The 16,282-nt window shown below is 71.5% G+C and carries 16 protein-coding genes and 1 pseudogene; 5 read left to right on the top strand and 12 right to left on the bottom strand.

Features of this window, described 5'->3' with window-relative positions:
• Positions 1-87: 87 nt before the first annotated feature.
• The 5 genes from ABZX40_RS16265 to ABZX40_RS16245 all read right to left on the bottom strand — a co-directional run bounded on the left by ABZX40_RS16265 (position 88) and on the right by ABZX40_RS16245 (position 4,685).
• On the bottom strand, positions 88-855 hold the full coding sequence (locus tag ABZX40_RS16265; RefSeq protein WP_355742265.1) for a glucose 1-dehydrogenase: 768 nt from the start codon (positions 853-855) through the stop codon (positions 88-90).
• Positions 852-1,514: a nucleoside/nucleotide kinase family protein gene (locus tag ABZX40_RS16260; RefSeq protein ID WP_355742374.1), complete on the bottom strand. Its 663-nt coding sequence runs from the start codon at positions 1,512-1,514 to the stop codon at positions 852-854. Before ABZX40_RS16260 ends, ABZX40_RS16265 begins: the two co-directional genes overlap by 4 nt.
• Positions 1,515-1,594: 80 nt before the next feature.
• Complete coding sequence (locus ABZX40_RS16255) at positions 1,595-2,527, bottom strand: ATP-binding cassette domain-containing protein (protein ID WP_355742263.1); 933 nt, start codon at positions 2,525-2,527, stop codon at positions 1,595-1,597.
• Positions 2,524-3,537, bottom strand: a complete 1,014-nt coding sequence (locus ABZX40_RS16250; RefSeq protein WP_355742260.1) for an ABC transporter permease — start codon at positions 3,535-3,537, stop codon at positions 2,524-2,526. The genes ABZX40_RS16255 and ABZX40_RS16250 overlap by 4 nt, the downstream gene beginning before the upstream one ends.
• Positions 3,534-4,685 (bottom strand): substrate-binding domain-containing protein, encoded by a 1,152-nt coding sequence (locus ABZX40_RS16245; protein ID WP_355742257.1) that lies wholly within the window; start codon positions 4,683-4,685, stop codon positions 3,534-3,536. Before ABZX40_RS16245 ends, ABZX40_RS16250 begins: the two co-directional genes overlap by 4 nt.
• A 226-nt stretch (positions 4,686-4,911) precedes the next feature.
• Between ABZX40_RS16245 and ABZX40_RS16240 the strand changes: the two genes are divergently transcribed.
• Entirely contained in the window at positions 4,912-6,072 is a 1,161-nt protein-coding gene (locus ABZX40_RS16240) for an ROK family transcriptional regulator (protein WP_355742254.1), read from the top strand.
• 107 nt (positions 6,073-6,179) lie between these two features.
• Here ABZX40_RS16240 and ABZX40_RS16235 read toward each other — a convergent pair whose 3' ends face one another.
• The 5 genes and pseudogenes from ABZX40_RS16235 to ABZX40_RS16215 all read right to left on the bottom strand — a co-directional run bounded on the left by ABZX40_RS16235 (position 6,180) and on the right by ABZX40_RS16215 (position 7,994).
• On the bottom strand, positions 6,180-6,395 hold the full coding sequence (locus ABZX40_RS16235; protein WP_355742251.1) for a DUF397 domain-containing protein: 216 nt from the start codon (positions 6,393-6,395) through the stop codon (positions 6,180-6,182).
• Positions 6,396-6,507: 112 nt separating this feature from the next.
• Positions 6,508-6,708: a DUF397 domain-containing protein gene (locus ABZX40_RS16230; RefSeq protein WP_355742248.1), complete on the bottom strand. Its 201-nt coding sequence runs from the start codon at positions 6,706-6,708 to the stop codon at positions 6,508-6,510.
• A pseudogene (locus tag ABZX40_RS16225) lies at positions 6,705-6,824 on the bottom strand (DNA-binding protein); the annotation flags it as partial. The gene ABZX40_RS16230 and the pseudogene ABZX40_RS16225, both read right to left, overlap by 4 nt.
• Positions 6,825-6,958: 134 nt before the next feature.
• Positions 6,959-7,165: a DUF397 domain-containing protein gene (locus ABZX40_RS16220; protein ID WP_355742245.1), complete on the bottom strand. Its 207-nt coding sequence runs from the start codon at positions 7,163-7,165 to the stop codon at positions 6,959-6,961.
• Positions 7,155-7,994: a helix-turn-helix transcriptional regulator gene (locus tag ABZX40_RS16215; RefSeq protein ID WP_355742242.1), complete on the bottom strand. Its 840-nt coding sequence runs from the start codon at positions 7,992-7,994 to the stop codon at positions 7,155-7,157. The genes ABZX40_RS16220 and ABZX40_RS16215 overlap by 11 nt, the downstream gene beginning before the upstream one ends.
• Positions 7,995-8,982: 988 nt before the next feature.
• Here ABZX40_RS16215 and ABZX40_RS16210 point away from each other — a divergent pair.
• Entirely contained in the window at positions 8,983-9,363 is a 381-nt protein-coding gene (locus ABZX40_RS16210) for a hypothetical protein (RefSeq protein ID WP_355742239.1), read from the top strand.
• Positions 9,364-10,028: 665 nt separating this feature from the next.
• Positions 10,029-11,426, top strand: coding sequence for a hypothetical protein (locus ABZX40_RS16205; protein WP_355742236.1), 1,398 nt, complete (start codon positions 10,029-10,031; stop codon positions 11,424-11,426).
• A gap of 324 nt (positions 11,427-11,750) precedes the next feature.
• Here the strand turns inward: ABZX40_RS16205 and ABZX40_RS16200 are convergent, their stop codons facing one another.
• Complete coding sequence (locus ABZX40_RS16200) at positions 11,751-12,710, bottom strand: alpha/beta hydrolase (protein ID WP_355742233.1); 960 nt, start codon at positions 12,708-12,710, stop codon at positions 11,751-11,753.
• A gap of 674 nt (positions 12,711-13,384) precedes the next feature.
• Here ABZX40_RS16200 and ABZX40_RS16195 point away from each other — a divergent pair.
• Together ABZX40_RS16195 and ABZX40_RS16190 are read left to right on the top strand one after the other, a co-directional pair.
• Positions 13,385-13,711, top strand: a complete 327-nt coding sequence (locus tag ABZX40_RS16195; protein WP_355742230.1) for a chaplin family protein — start codon at positions 13,385-13,387, stop codon at positions 13,709-13,711.
• A 3-nt stretch (positions 13,712-13,714) separates the two neighbouring features.
• Positions 13,715-15,013 (top strand): hypothetical protein, encoded by a 1,299-nt coding sequence (locus ABZX40_RS16190; RefSeq protein WP_355742228.1) that lies wholly within the window; start codon positions 13,715-13,717, stop codon positions 15,011-15,013.
• 162 nt (positions 15,014-15,175) lie between these two features.
• On the opposite strand, the gene ABZX40_RS16185 is transcribed toward ABZX40_RS16190, so the two are convergent.
• Positions 15,176-16,063: a PhzF family phenazine biosynthesis isomerase gene (locus ABZX40_RS16185; protein ID WP_355742225.1), complete on the bottom strand. Its 888-nt coding sequence runs from the start codon at positions 16,061-16,063 to the stop codon at positions 15,176-15,178.
• Positions 16,064-16,282 lie beyond the last annotated feature (219 nt).

The following is a 16,282-nucleotide window of genomic DNA, read 5'->3' as shown; positions in this document are numbered from 1 at the left end:
GCGGCTACGGCAGTGCTGCGCCCGACCCCCTGGGCACATCCACCCCCGACCCCCTGGGCACATCCACCCCCGGCCCCCGGCGCCCGCTCACCACAGCGTGTATCCCCCGTCGATCACCAGCACCTCACCCGTCACGAACGACGATGCCGGGCTGGCCAGATACAGCGCCGCCGGAGCGATCTCCGCGGCCTGCGCGTAGCGCCGCATCGGTACCTCGTCGATCCAGTAGTGCCGGTACTCGGGGAGGTCGATGTCGGAGATCTCCGTCTTGGTGTAGCCGGGGGCGATCGCGTTGACCCGTACCGATCTCGGCGCCCACTCCGCCGCGAGCGACCGGGTGAGGTGGTGCACGCCCGCCTTGGAGACGGCGTACGGGGCGTGCCACTGGGGGCGGTTGATGATCATGCCGGACATGGAGCCCACGTTGACGATCGAACCGGTGCCCCGCTCCACCATGGACTCGCCGACCACCTGGCTGGCCGTCCAGACCGCGTCGAGGTTGGTGGCCATGACGCGGCGCCAGCTGTCGTCGTCGATGGTGAGGGACTCGCCGTGGATCCCGATACCGGCGTTGTTGATCAGGATGTCGATGGGGCCGAGCCGTTCGGTGACCTCGGTGCGCATGGCGACGAGGTCCTCCCGGCGGGTCACATCGGTCGTCGTGGCGAGGGCGGTGGCACCGCCCTCGGTCAGTTCGGCGACGGCCTCGGCGTTGCGCGCCTCGTCGCGGGCGGCGATCGCGACCGCCGCGCCCGCCTCGGCCAGCGCGAGCGCGATGGCCCTGCCGATGCCTCGGTTCCCGCCGGTGACGACGGCGACCTTGCCGTCGAGTCGGAACTGGTCCAGGACGCTCATACGGATGCCTCCTCGGCGGGCCTCAGGGGTGTGCGCAGCACGGGTACGCGGACGATCCGGTCCGCCGCGGGGCGGGTCGCCCGGATGAGCGCGGCGTTGCGCTCGTCCGAGCCGTGCGACCGTTCGTACGCCTCGTCGGCGGAGCGGCCGAAGGACATGTGCCGGGCGATGAGCCGGTCGAGGCGGACGTCGTCCCCGGGGTCGACGTACCAGCACGCGTCGAGCAGTTCGCGTACGGGGCCCCAGGCCGCGCCCGCGACCAGCAGGTAGTTGCCCTCGGTGATGATCAGCGGTACGTCTCGCGGGACCGGTACCGCGCAGGCCAGGGACTCCTCCAGGCCGCGGTCGAAGAGGGGGGCGTAGACGGCCTCGTCCTCGCGGGAGCGCAGGCGGCGCAGCAGGCTGATGTATCCGGCGGCGTCGAAGGTGTCGGCGGCTCCCTTGCGGGCCCGGCGTCCGAGGCGGTCCAGTTCGGCGGTGGCCAGATGGAAGCCGTCGAGTCCGACCAGGACGGCCTGGTCGCCGAGCGCGGACACGAGGGTCTCGCCGAGGGTGGACTTGCCGGAGCCGGGGGCGCCCGTGATGCCCAGGATCCGGCGGGTACCGGGGGTGATGAGCGCGCGGGCCGACTCGATCAAGTCGTCCACGGTCACATTCACAGCTGCGTCCACGTCGATGTCCGTCTCCTTGGCGACCGCCCTCGGTTTCCGCTTCCCGTCATGGGCCGCTGGGGGGTTGTTCACTGTTCGCCTTCCGTGCGGGGGGCCGGGTCGGGTTCTCCGGCGGTGGCGGCTGTGCCGAGGGCGTCGATGGAGTCCATGGATGCGGTGGATTTGATGGAGTCCATGGATTCGGTGGAGTTGATGGAGTTGATGGATTCGATGGAGTCCGGTGGCCTCGCCCCGGTCATCACCGCCACCGCGTCCTCCATCGACAGGGTCTTCGGGTCGGCCAGGGCGATGCGGCGGCCCAGGCGGTGGATGTGGAGGCGGTCGGCGACCTGGAAGACGTTCGGCATGTTGTGGCTGATGAGGACGACCGGCAGACCGCTGTCGCGGACGCGGAGCACCAGGTCGAGGACCTGGTTGGTCTCGCGGACGCCCAGCGCGGCGGTCGGCTCGTCCATGATCACGACCCGGGTCGCCCAGGCGGCGACGCGGGCGACGGCGACGGCCTGGCGCTGTCCGCCGGACAGGGTCTCGACCTTCTGCCGGATGGACTGGACGCGGATGCCGAGGTCGGCCATCTGCCGGGCCGCGCCGCGTCGCATGGCGGGCTTGTCCAGTTGGCGGAAGACCGTGCCGAGCAGCCCGCGGCGGCGCTGTTCGCGGCCGAGGTAGAGGTTCTGGGAGATGTCGAGCGCCGGGGCCACGCCCAGTTCCTGGTAGACGGTCTCGATACCGGCCCTGCGGGCGTCGAGGGGGCCCCGGAAGTGGACCTCGGTGCCGTCCAGCCGGAGGGTGCCCGCGTCGGGGACGACGGCTCCGGTGAGGGACTTGATCAGGGTCGACTTGCCCGCTCCGTTGTCGCCGATGACGGCGAGGATCTCGCCCGGCCGCAGATCGAAATCGCAGTCGTCCATGGCCACCACATGGCCGTAGTGCTTGGTCAGGCCGCGGGCTTGCAGGACAGGGGGGACAGCGGGGACGGGGTGTGCGGTGGTGGTGGTCATCGGGTCTGCCTCCTGCGCACCAGGTGGTCGACGCCGACCGCGATGACCACCAGGACGCCGGTGGCGACCTGCTGGTAGAGCGAGTCGATACCGGCCTGGGTGAGCCCGTTCTGGAGCACGGTCACGATCAGCGCGCCGATCAGCGTGCCGATGACCCCGCCGCGTCCGCCGAAGAGGCTGGTCCCGCCGATGACGACCGCGGTGATGGTGTCGAGGTTCGCGGTCGGGTATCCGCTGGGGTCGGCGGTCGGGGTGCGGCCGAGCGCCTGCCAGGCGGCGAAGAGATAGATCACGGCCGCGACGACATACACACTGAGCAGGACGCGCCGGACCTTGATGCCGGCGAGTTCCGCCGCCTTGTGGTTGTCGCCGACGGCGTAGACGCGTACGCCCCAGGAGGTCTGGGTGAGGGCGTAGGCCAGGATCGCGGTGAGGGCGACCCACAGCATGACGCCGTAGGTGATGGTCACCCCGCCGACCGAGGGACCGAGGTTCAGGACGGTCAGCAGGTCGGAGGTGACGGGGTAGCTCTGCGAGTCGGTGAACAGCCGCGCGGACGCGGCGACGACGGACATCACCCCGAGGGTGACGATGAACGGCGGCAGTCTCAGGAACGAGACGAGTACGCCGTTGAGCGAGCCGACCGCGACACACACCGCCAGGCCGATGAGCAGGGCCAGGGCGGGGTTGCCGTCGGCGGCGAGTCTGCCGATGACGACCGATCCCAGCACCATGATCGCGCCGGTCGCCAGGTCGATGCCCGCGGTCAGGATGATCAGCGTCTGGCCGAGGGCCAGGGTGCCGACCACGACCGACTGCTGGGCGATCAGCGAGAGATTCTCCGAGTTGAGGAACGTACTCGTGGACAGGGAGAAGACGACGACCGCCAGGAGCAGGGCCGCGAGCGGGCCCGTGATCTGGTGGGCCGCCAGCGCGCGCAGTCCCGAGGCGCGGCCCACCTCCCCCTCCAGGGCCGCCACTTCGGCGTCGCGCGTGGCTGTTGCCGTCACTTGTCGCCCCAGCACCGCTCCAGGCCCCACGCGGAGGTCTGGGACTCGACCCCGTCGACCGGCCGGTCGGTGATCAGTACGGTGCCCGAGTCGGTGATCTGGTCGGCGGCGGGCTTGGTGCCGTCCTTGAGGTAGGCGTCGGTGGCGTCGACGGCCATTTGTCCCATCTTGTCCGGGAACTGCATGGCGGTGGCGCCGATGACGCCGTCCTGCACGTCCTGGACCCCGGAGCACGCCCCGTCGACCGAGACGATGATGACGTCGTCGGCCCGGCCCTTGTTCTCGACGGCGGTGTACGCGCCCTGCGCGACGGGCTCGTTGATGGTGTAGACGACATTGATGCCGGGGTGCGCCGACAGCAGGTTCTCCATCGCGGACTGACCGGTGTCCACGGTGCCCTGGGTCAGCGCGCTGCCCGCGACCAGCGGGGAGTCCATGGTGATGCCGTAGCCGCTGAGGAAGCCGTCGTGGCGGCCCGAGGCGGGTCCGTCGGTGAGGTCGAAGTCCAGCATCGCGATCTGCGGATCGGCCGGGGACGACGCCTTCGCCCAGGCGCCGATGAGCTTGCCGGCGGCGAGGTTGTCGGTGGCGTAGGTGCCGTCCGCGGTGCTGACCGGGTCGAGCGGCGAGTTGACGTCCAGGACGAGGATGCCGTTGTCCCTGGCCCGCTTCAGCACCCCGTTGAGCGCGGTCGAGTTGGCCGGGGTGACGACGATCGCCTTCACCTTGGCGGCGATCATGTTCTCGATCGCGGTGACCTGGGTGCCGGAGTCGCCGGGGACCTTCGCCTCGGCCTTCATGACCTTCCAGCCCTTGGCCTCGGCGGCGGCCTCGGTGGCGTCCCCCAGCGTCCCGAAGAACGGGTTGCTCAGGTTCAGGTTCACTATGCCGATCGTGACGGCCCCGCCGGACTCATCGGCGGACGTTCCGGAATCGCCGGAACTGCCGTCACCCGAGCCGCAGCCGACGACGGCGACGGCGGCGACGGCGCAGGTGACGGCCAGCGCCATCGCTCTGATCCCGGGTCTGGGGGTGCGGCGGACGATCTTCATGGAGTCCTCCTGGATGCGGACCGGCGGCTCACCCTGCGCGAGTGCTGACAGGAGCGCCGACGCGAGCGCCGGCAACAGCGCCGCGGAAGCGTCCATATGTCTCCGCAGTGGCGGTATGGGATTCCGATGACGGAGATGTTGCGCATAGTTCCGGTGACTGTCAAGCATCAAAGCCATTCTTATGCGTTACGATCGCCGGAAGTCCCTACTTCACTACAGTGCGGGGCGACGTTCGAGTGAGTGGAGCGAGATGACCGAGACGACACCCACGGCCCCGGCAACTCCGTCTCTGTGGCGGGCCGATGAGGGCCCCGGACGAGTCTTGGAGCTGATCACCACCGGCCGGGCCCGCACCCGGACCGCCATCGCCGAGATGACGGGCCTCTCGCGCTCGACGGTCGGCCAGCGGCTCGACGCGCTGTTCGCCGCCGGGCTGATCCGGGAGAGCGAGAAACAGATCCCCTCCCGGGGCCGTCCCTCCCGCGCGCTGCAACTGAACCCCTCCGCCGGGCTCGTCATCAGCGTCGACATCGGCGAGGAACGCACCCGCGTCGCCCTCACCGATCTCGACACCGGCATCCTCGCCGACCGCGTCGAGCCGCTCGCCGTCGGAGCGGGCCCCGACGTACTGCTCGACCGGATCACCGCGACCGTGCGCGAGCTGATCCGGGACGCCGGGCTCGGTGACCGGCCGGTCGCCGGCATCGGATTCGGGCTCCCCGCGCCCGTCGACTACGAGGCCGGGAAGGTGCTCGGCTGGTCGATCATGTCGGGCTGGGACGACTACGACATCCGCGGGCATCTGCGCCGGACCTGGCAGGTCCCCATCCTGATCGACAACGACGTCAATCTGCTGACCCTCGCCGAGCACCGCCGCTTCTGGCCCGACCAGCGGCATCTGCTCTACATCAAGGCCGGGACGGGTGTCGGCAGCGGGATGGTCGTCGACGGCCGGGTCCATCGCGGCGCCCAGGGCGCGGCCGGCGACATCGGCCACGCCCGGATCAGCGGCTTCGGCGATCCGCAGTGCCGGTGCGGGAACCGGGGGTGCCTGGAGTCCCTCGTCGGCGGCTGGGCCCTCGCCCGTGACGCGCGGGGCCGCCACCAGGACAACAGCCATGACGCCCGCGATGTCGTCGACCAGGTCAAGAGCGGCGACAGCGGTGCCGTCGCCGCTCTGCGGGCCGCCGGACGCGTCCTCGGGGAGGCGGTCGCCTACGCGACGAGTCTGCTCAACCCCGATGTCATCGTGCTGGGCGGCATCCTCGGCACCACCGGGGACCATCTGATGGCGGGCGTCCGCGAGGTCGTCTACCAGCGGTCCCTGCCGCTGGCCACCCGCCAGCTGAAGATCGTGCCCACGCGCTACACCTCCCGGGCGGGCATCGCCGGAGCGGCGTATCTCGTCCGCGACCATGTACTGCACCCGGCCCGGCTCGACGGGGCGCTCGGGCTCGGGGAGTCACCTTTCGCGCCGGGCTGAGCGACGACGGCGACGGCAGCGGCGTTGTCGGCGGCGGCATCACCGGTATCGGCGTCGGCGTCGGCTGTACGGCGGCCCGTCCTCGGAAAGCGAGGGGGTAGGCGTACTCAGGTGAGATCAGCCTTGCGTGCGAACGACACCAGACCGGTGAACGCCGCGAGGGAGAGTATGAGGATCGGGCCGTCGGTCTGCTTGCTGTCCCTCAGCGGAACGACGCCAGCAGCGGACGCGTACCCGGGTGCCCACTCGACGCACGTACCGCCTTCAGGGCCGCTGTGACTCGATTTCACCCACTCCGCAGCATGGGGGGCAGGAAGGCTCATTGTCGGTACTCCTCAAGCAGTTCTCGGATGCGGGTCAGGGACTCGGCGCGGCGCAGCACGGTGCGGGCGCGGTAGGGAGCGACCGGACGGGGTTCTACTGGAACGGGCGGACTCAGGTGAGGTCAGCATGGTGGGCGAACGTCACCAGTCCGGCGAATGCTTCGGGCGAGAGTATGAGGACCGGGCTGTCAGCACGCTTGCTGTCCCGGACCGGGACGACGTTGCGCGAGCCGGCGATGTTGGTGGCAACCTCCACGCAAGCGCCCCCGTTGTTGCTGTAGGAGGATGTGAACCAGAGGGGACGGTCAGTCACAGTGCGTCCTTTCGTAGCTGGTTGCTCAGATCAAGTGAAGCACTCTGGGACAGCGATTCTCTCTGTAGCTGATGGTAGGCCGTCAGCATGGGCAGGACCGCTGCGCCTTCCCTTTGCGGGCAAGCGGCGTTGTCGGCGGCGGCATCACCGGTATCGGCGTCGATGTCGGCCGTACGACGGCCCGTCCTCGGAAAGCGAGACCCCCGCCCGGTGAAGTCGACCGGACGGGGGCCTGCGGGAATGGGCGCACTCAGGTGAGATCAGCATTACGTGCGAACGACACCAGACCGGTGAACGCTCCGAGGGAGAGTATGAGGACCGGGCCGTCAGTCTGCTTGCTGTCCCTGATGGGGATGACACCGGACGGGGCGAACCCGGGGGCCCACTCGATGCAATTGCCCCCCTGCTGGCTGTACGACGACCTAGCCCATTGAGCCGTTGTCAAGTCAGCTTTCATCTTGGAAACCCTTCCGTGCATAGCTGATCAGATCCAGGGAGGCCGCCGGGGAAAGCGCGCCTGCCTGCAACTGATCGTAGGCCCTCTCCCACCTCTCGATAAGATTGTCATCCCGCTCCAGGTAGCCGCGACTCGCTGACTCGGTGTAGCCCAAGACTGACCGATCACGCATAGTCAGCAGTATGACCGGGAGGAGTAGGGGGCGCAGATGGCCATGGCTGAAGGGAACAAGCTGAACTGTTACACGGGGTGACGTGGCTTGACGCGCAAGGTGATCGAGTTGTTCCCTCATCACGCCCCGCCCCCCGACCTTGCGGCACAGACAGCTTTCGTCCAAGACCGCGTACAAGAGTGGTGCGTCCTTCGCTTCCAGTAGACGCTTTTGGCGGGTTCTCAGGAGGGCTACTCGTTCTGCTGCCAACTCTTGTGTGATAGCTCCTTGTTCTACGTCGGCGCCCGCAAGAGCCTCCGCGTACCGGGCCGTCTGGAACACCCCCGGGATGACGCCAAGCTCGAACGTGCGCAGCTTCGTCGCCTTCAACTCCTCTTGCAGATACTCGGGGAACCCCTCCAAGAGCACTGATTTCCTGATGGCCTGCCACATGACTTCAAACGTCGCGCCTGTGCCGAGTGCCTTGTCAGCCTTACGTGCGAACTCCAGTGTGGGGGATTTGCGGCCTGTTTCTACGGCCGATACGTGCGTTCCCGAGTAGCCCATCCGCGCCGCTAGCTCGTCCTGAATCCATCCCTTTGCCTCACGTGACCTGCGAAGTTGAACACCAAAGGCCGCGCGGGGAGAGGATTTTGGATCAAGCTCTCTCCGGTTCATGATCCACCTCAAGTCTTCTCAACTCACCGACAGGTTGAAGACGACTCCGACTCTAGGCCACGCTGACTCACCCCGGTAGCGGAGTCGCTACATAGAGGAGTGAGCGGCATGGGCGAGTGCATTGACGTGACCGGGGCGGGTGCCCAATGGGTGTCTGGCCCCTCGGGGCTCATGCCGTGGGTGCGGTTCCTGCGGGATGGCGAGTAGGCCGTGGGGCCCGGTCTCGGTGGTGAGCCTGTACCGGTGGATGGCTGCCGTATCTGTGGTGCAGCAGCACGGGGGCGGAAGCGTTCCCGGGAGCTCCCCGGGGCAGTCCGGAACTTCAACGTGATCATCAGTCAGCATCCGCACCGCCGTGCCACCGGCGCGAACGCGCCGACCTTCTGAACGGTTCGGGCGGATCTCACATACGGGCGGTCAACAGGCCCATATTTGATGGGAGTTGGGGAAGTGGTGCAGCGTTTCTGTCTGGTTCTTGAGTTCCTGCTGCGGCTGATACTGCCCGCCTCGGGGAAGCGTCGGGCGGGTGCCCGTCCGGTCCCCCAGACTTTCGTGCAGCGCCCGGAAGGGCCCCGTGCGGGTGCCGCGCGGGTGCGGGCGCCCCGGTCGCCCTACCTGATCGCCACGGAGCGGGAGCGCGAGGCGGTCCTGGTCCCGCGCCGTAGGTGCTGCTGCCGCGACCTGGGTGGGGAGGGGGCGCGGTGAACGCCGGTACTCCGCCCGCGCCGGGCACCTCGCGTATGACGATCGAGATCTACCGGGTGGGCCCGGACGGCACGCGGACCGGGCCCACTCGGCGGCGCACGTACCGGCGCGGTCCCGGGCCGCTGACGCTGGTGTCGGACCGTTGGCCGCCGTGCCGTTGCCCGCGCTGTCTGTCGGGTCGGGGCCCGCGGCCGGATGTGCCCGACTCCGCCGGTCGGGAGGTGTGACCGTGGTGTCCCTGGACAGGGGGCCGCGCCGTCGGCGGTGCGGTGCCCGGGGCCGGATGCCAATCGATCTCGTGGCGTTGATGCTCGCGCACATCCCCGACGACAGTGATCCCCGGGTGTCGGTGAGCGCCGAGCTGTGCTGCCTGCTGGAGGAGCACGAGAGCGGTTGGCACCAGGACATGACCTGGGAGCTGAACGACGCGTCCCGGGGTGAGGTGTGGGCGGTGTGGCCCGAAGCGGGTCCGGCGGAGCGGGTGTTCGTGCTGCCCGACTGCAACACCCTGAGCGGGGACGGCCAGGGTGACGTGGCGTGCATCTTGTACGTGGGACATCCGGGGTGCCACACCTTCGAGTACCACGAGGGGGACGGCGGGACGGACGGGTCCGGGTCCGCCGCCGAGGACGGCTCGTGCGGCCCGGCGTGGCCACCCCCGTAGCGCCGCCCGCGTAGCGCCCCCGTGTCCGGTGCCCCGAGGCCCGGATGCGGGGAGCAACCGGGGCCGTCCGTCTCCCACTTCCGCAGGCACCCCCTCGGTGACGGGACGGACGGCCCCTTGACTCGACCGTCCAGCTCGCGTCCCTGCCCCTGATCGACGGCGCCCGGCTCCAGGGGCCCATCGACCCGCAGCGGTCTGACCCCGGTGAAGCGCTGGGCGACCGCCGGAATGCGGAGCCCGGAGACCGTACGCCTGCGGGGCGGCAGGGGCTCAGGTACGAACGGCTCGCCCTGGCCGCCCCGCCCAGACACTCGGCACGCTGGACCTCGCGTCGGTCCCGGCCATCACGCATGCCGATGGTGCCCCGGCGGTCGCGGCGCGCCGGAGTTCGGAGCCGGAGCGGGAACCGGAGCCGGAGCCGGAACCGGAGTTCGGAGCCGGAGCCGGAGTTCGCAACCGGAATCGGAATCGGTCGGCGCAGATTCCCCGTATCTCGGCCTACCCGGCACCCGCCCGCGACGGGATGATGGCGGGGGGAGACAGACGGCATGGGCTCTTCCAGTACCCGCCGACGCGTCCTCGTATCCGCTTCCCCGATTGCTGCGCGCACGGACCGGCGGCAGCCGGACCATCACGGCGCGCACCTCCTGCCGAGGAGACCCGCCGTGGTCCGTCGCCGACCGAACCGCGCACTCGCCCTCCTGCTCACCGAGGCCGAGTGGAACGCCGCGGAGCTGGCCAGAGCCGTCAACGCGCTCGGCAGAGCCCAGGGCATGACCCTTCGCTACGACCGCACCTCGGTCGCCCACTGGCTCACCGGCTCCCGCCCCCGGCCCCCCGTCCCCGATCTGGTCGCCGCGGCCTTCAGCCGCCGTACCGAACGCCTGGTCACCGCCCGGGAGACCGGCCTCACCCGCCCCGCCCGGCCCGCGGACGAACTCCCCCGCCCCTCCCCCGACAGCACGGCCGGTGCCGCCGCGGGGCTCACCGTGCTGGCCCGCGCCGACACCGACCCCTCCCACCGCGCCCAGCTCACCGTGACCGCGTACAGCCTGCCCGCCGTGGACTCCCTCGCCTGGGATCCCGAGGTGCCCTCTCCCGGACGGCCCCGCGCCGCGCACAGCCGGGTCTCCGCCGCAGAGGTCCAGGCCCTCAGGGACATGTGCCAGGTCTTCACCGACCTCATGGAGCGGCACGGCGGCGCCCACGCCCGCTCCGCCCTGGCCGCCTACCTCGCCGACGACACCGCCCGTCTGCTGGCCGCCCCCGCCGAACCCGCCCTGCGCCGGGCTCTGTTCACCGCTGCCGCCCAACTCACCCATGTCCTGGCCCGGATGACCGCCGACGCCGGACACCCCGGCCTGGCCCAGCACTACTTCACCACTGCGCTCGACCTCGCCTCGGAGGCCGACGACCGCCGTATGTACGCCATCACCCTGCGCGCCATGAGCCTCCAGGCCCTGCGCCTCGGCTTCCACGAGAAGGCGGCCCAGCTCGCCGGTTCCGCGCTGGACGCCGCCGGACCGTCCGCCGACCCCGCCACCCTCGCCTTCCTGCTCAGCCAGCGCGCGGTCACCCATGCCCACACCCGGCAGCGCCGCCACGCCCTCGCCGACCTCTCGGCCGCCGAGACCCAGCACGACCGCGCGCCCCGGCGCACCACGCCCTTCGACACCTATCCCCGGGCCGGGCTCGACTACCAGCACGGCCAGACCCTCCTGGCCCTCGGCGACCGGGAACAGGCCGCGCGATCCCTCGCCTCCTCCGCCGCCGCCCGCGGCGACGACCGGCGCAGATCGGGCGCCCTGACCCACGCCCGGCTCGCCGCGACCCTGCTGCCGCTGGGCCGCCTGGAGGAGTCGTGCGTCCACTGGCATGTCTTCCTCGATCACTATCCGAACCTGCGGCTGGTCGCCGCGGACGACGCCCTGATGTACCTGAGCCGGTCGCTCTACCGGCACCGCAACCAGAGCCAGGCCGCGGCGGTCCTCCTGCGCGCCCGCACGATGACACGCACGAGCCCGGCCACGGCGAAGGGCCGCCGGGCCGGGCCGGTGCGCTGACATGGGCCAGCCCTGGGTGAGGGCGGGTGGACACGCCGGACCACGGGAGGGTGGTGGGTGCGGATACCGACGTGGGGGGGGGAGGGGAGAGGGCGAGAGAGGGGCCTGGGCGTCGGAGGGTGTGCTGACGCCGGGGCGCTGGGGATCCCTGCGCGGCGGTGCCGGGGGTGACCCGTGACCGGGGGGATCGTCTCGCGGCCTGGCCGCCGGGGGCCGAGTTGGAGCCACCGGACCATCCCGCTATCCCGCTGTGCGGCTGTGCGGTTATCGGGCCACGCGGGGCTGTGCCGCTTTCGAGCTGGGCTATCGAGCGGAGCTATCCCGCTACCGGGAGTTCTGCCGCAGGAACCGCAGCAGCGCCGGGTTGAACAGATCGGACCGTTCCCATTGCGGGTTGTGCCCGCACTCATCGGCGACCACCGTGCGGACACGGCGGAAGTGGGACGCCAGAACCCGCTGGATCGGTGGCGGGGAGTAGAGGTCGGCGTCGCCCCAGAACAGCAGGACGGGTACGGACAGTGCCTCCACCGCGGCCCAGTCGGGGGCGAGTTCGTACTCCTGCCGTACCCGGTTGGCCACCGCCCGGACGTGGATCTCCCGCCAGCGGGCCACGCCGTCGGGGTCGGCGGCCCGGTAGGCGGGGCCCAGCTCGCGGAACTCCTCGGGCAGACCGTCCCAGCCGTCGTGCTCCAGGCGGTTCAGCAGGGCGCGGTACGCGGGCTCCTCCACTCCGGTGGAGCTGCCCGCGATGGTGAGGGAGCGGAGCCGGCCGGGGTGGAGCAGGGCGTAGTCCAGGGCGACCCCGCCGCCCCCGGCGACCCCGGCGATGTGGAACCGTCCGAGCCCGAGGGCCTGGACGAGCCGGTGGAGGTCGGCCGCGCCGGTCCCGCCCTGGGCGGGGTCGCCCGTCTCGGAGCCGTGGTAGCCCCGCCGTGAGTAGCCGATCACCCGGTATCCGGCCCGTGCCAGCACCGGCTGCTGATAGGGCCAGCTCTCCCGGCTCCCGCTCGCCGGGTGCATCAGCACCACGGGCTCTCCCTTGCCGCCGGTGTCCCAGTAGCCGAGCCCGACGCCGTCCACCCGTACGACGCCTTCGGCCGCGGGTGCCTGCCTCGGCACCGGGATCACCTTCACCCCGTCACTCGCACCGCCTCCCGTCGTCGCCGCCTCCGCGTCCTGCCCCACCCCGACCGCCGCAGCGGTACCCACCCCGACGCCGGCCCAGACGACTGTCCGCCGACTGGGCCCCGCCCATGCGGCCCCGCTCTCCGTCTCTCTGCCCATGCCATTCCTCCACGTTCGTTCCACTACCGCCACCCATGACCGGGTGGCGCCCCAGTATCACGACAGGGAGTGCATTCTCAGCCACACAGGATCGGATTCATAGTTTCTTCACAGGATTCTCCGTACGGCACCCGGCCGGGTCCTGGCCGGTGGAGGGGTCGGCTCCGGCGAGCGGGGGAGGGGAAAGAATGCTGGTCAGAGGGGGATTGAGCGGCTGAGGTGGCGGTGAGCGGTGGCTCGGGCGGGGCGGATCGCCGGGGTGACGTGAAGAGCGCCGGGCGCGGTCGGCCGTACCCCGCGCGGCTCAAATCGCACCCCCGGCAAGGGCGTCGACGACGCCATGACCCGAAGAACACCCCCGCCCCCCGGGTGAGGCTGGCGAGCGCGCCGCCCAAACTCCTCCGACGCGTCGCAATGTTGAACGTGTTGAACGCTGCCCCTGCCCCGGGCACCGACGGCGAAGGCGGGCGCGGCGCGCGGGGGCGGGCGGGAGAGCGCAGCATCTCTCGCCGCACCACCTGACGTGCCGGTTGTGTCCCGTGCGCCGGGTGATGCACACGTGTCGGGTCATGCCCTCCTTCGTTGGCTCCAGTGCGGCGCCCGGTTTCATCCGGTCGGCGCCCTTTGCACAAGTACCGGGGTGCCGCCCCGGACCGAGGAGAAGGAGAAACGCGATGAGCGCGATGAGCGCGATGAGGGTGGAGACGCGGGGTGCCGAGTCCGGTGCGGGGCGGACGGGCGCGCGGGCCGTGGTGCTGGGCACGGTCGCCGGGATGGCGCTGGTCCCGGCGGGCGCCGCGCACGCGAATGTCATCGGGATCGGGAACGCCGTCTTCGGCAACACCTGCGCCAGTCACGGCGACGCGCGCGCCGCGGGGACCACGGTCGGCGGGAGCGGGGTGGGGGGCGGCAACCTGGCGGGTCTGCCGCTGAGCCTGCCGCGCAACCACTGCGGCAACAGCGGCATCGTCTGCACCGCGCTGTTCCGGGCGAGTGTGTGAGGCGTGAACCGTGTCGATGAGCGGCCCCTGACCGGCCGCGGCGCACCGGAGCAGCGTGCGGTGGACGCGCTGCTGGCCCAGAGCGGACGGACGCTGCCGCTGCTGCGCGCCTGGGTGAGCGCGGACCCGCGCTGCGGAGTGGCGCGGGCGCTGCTGGCCCTGGCGGCCGGCGACCACTGGGACGACGCCGTACTGAAGCGGCAGATGGCCATCGCCCACCGGGACGCCCTGGAGGCGGGCGAGCGCGAGACGAGTCTGGTGTACGGGGTCTTCCTGCACACCCACCGGCACTACCGGCTGACCGCCGAGCATCTGGTCTGGCACTTCGCCCGCTGGCCCGCCGATGAACAGGCCGGACTCCTGGTGGGCGCGTTCTGGGCCTGCCAGGACCCCGAGTACCGCCGGCACGGTGACACGCTGGTGGAGGAGCAGGCGGCGGTGGCCGGTCCGGACAACTGGCCGTGGACGAGCTGGCTGGCCTCGGCGAGGGCCGAGCAGAGCGGCCGGGCGCGTGAGGCGTACGAGCTGGCCGAGCACGCCCTCGACCTCTATCCCCGCTCCGGCGTCGCCGCCCACGCCCTCGCCCACGCCGCCCATGAACTGGGCACCGGGCCCGCCTGCACCGACTTCCTCGACCACTGGCTGCGCGCCGACCCCCGGGCGCTACAGGCCCGCCATCTCAACTGGCACGCCGCCCTCCAGTCCCTCGCCTGCGGCGACTACCCCGACGCCCGCCGCCGAGCGGACACCGCGCTCGCCCGTACGGATGTCGGGATGCGAGCCGCCACGAACTGGCGGCTGCTCCTGGCCGGGCAGTCCCCCGCCCACCACAGCGACCCCGCGCAGCTGCGCGAACTGCTCGCCGCGCCGGGCGGCATGGCCGAGATCTTCCACACCTTCAATCTCGCCCTCGCCCTCGCCGTGGAGGCGGCCACCGACGATCTGCACGCCCTGTCCCGCCGCGCCGCCGCCGACGACCGCCCCGACTTCCGCGATGTCCTCGCCCCCGTCGTCCGGGCCCTCGCGGAGATCACCGCCGGGCGCCCCCGGGCCGCCGTCGATCTGCTGACCGACCTCATCGACCCGGACGAGCGGCTCGAACGGCTCGGCGGGGTCCGCGTCGAACGCGAGATCGTCCAGGACACCCTCGCCCGCGCCCTCGTGGACGCCGGTGACCAGGTACGCGCGGCCGTCCTGCTCCGCCACCGCACCACCACCCGCCACCATCACCACTACGAGGACCAGCTCCTCACCGCCCGGACACCGGCCGGTACCCCCGGCCTCGTGCCCGAGCCCCGCTGACCCCCGCCCCACCACCCCGGCGGCACGGGTCCCGCGTCGAAGGGGCGCCGACTCCCCTCCCGACCGACCTCCCACCGATGGCCGGCCCCTCACCCGGGACCGGCCATCGCCGCGCGCGCCGAAGCGGACCTGCCACGCCGCCCGGCAGCGAACCGGGCCGGGTCAGCCCGTCCCGCTGATACGGGTCCCGGTACCGCTGACCCGCACCCGCGAGTCCCCCGCGCGCAGGGTCACCGTGAGGGTGCCGGGGCGGCCCAGGTCCTCGCCCTGGTGGAGGGTGAGGACGGCGTCCTCGGGGACCAGGCCCCGTTCACGGGCGTACGCCCCGAACGCGGCGGCTGCCGCACCCGTCGCCGGGTCCTCGACGACCCCGCCGACGGGGAAGGGGTCGCGGACGCGGAAGACGGTGGCCGACTCCCGCCACACCAGTTGGAGGGTGGTCAGGTCGAGGCGGTGCATCAGCGCTTCGAGGCGCTCGAAGTCGTAGGCGAGATCCGCGAGGCGGGCGCGGGTGGCCGCGGCGAGCACGAGATGGCGGGCACCGGCGAAGGCGATACGGGGCGGGAGGCCCGGGTCGAGATCGGCGGCGGGCCAGCCGAGCGCGGCGAGCGCCTCGGCGAGGTCGGGGGCGGCGATCTCCTCGATGTGCGGCTCGACGCTGGTGAGGGTGGCCCGGAGAGTCCCGTCCTCCTCGGCCACCTCGACCGGCACCGTACCGGCGCGGGTCGCGAACACCAGCTTCCCGGGGCCGGTGCGCTCGGCGAGGGCGATGGCGGTGGCGATGGTCGCGTGCCCGCAGAACGGCACCTCGGCCCGGGGGCTGAAGTACCGGATCCGGTACGCCCGCTCCTCGGCGCCGCCGAGCCCGGCCGGGGGCGCGGTCAGAAAGGCGGACTCCGAGTATCCGAGCCCGGCGGCGATGGCCAGCATGGCGCTGTCATCGAGGCCGGAGGCGTCCAGGACGACGCCCGCCGGGTTGCCGCCGTCGGGGGTACCGGAGAAGGCGGTGTAGCGCAGCACCTCGGGGTGGGGGGTGTCGTCCGTCGTCATGATCGGGCAACGCGGGGGGCGGCGGGGGGTATTCCGGGTGGGGGGTGTTTCGGGTGGGGACTGTTTCGGGCGGGGGCTGTTCCCAGCAGGGGCTGTTCCCAGCGGGGGCTGTTCCGGGTGGGGGCTGTTCCCGGCGGGCGCTACTCCCGGCGGGCACTGTTCCGGGCAGGGGCTGTTCCGGGCGGGCGCTGTTCCCGGCGGGCGCTACTCCCGGCGGGC

The organism is Streptomyces sp. NPDC004610 (assembly GCF_040609715.1).
Classification (GTDB): domain Bacteria; phylum Actinomycetota; class Actinomycetes; order Streptomycetales; family Streptomycetaceae; genus Streptomyces.
Note: the sequence above shows the minus strand (reverse complement) of the source record. Positions and strands in the feature narration are given on the sequence as shown.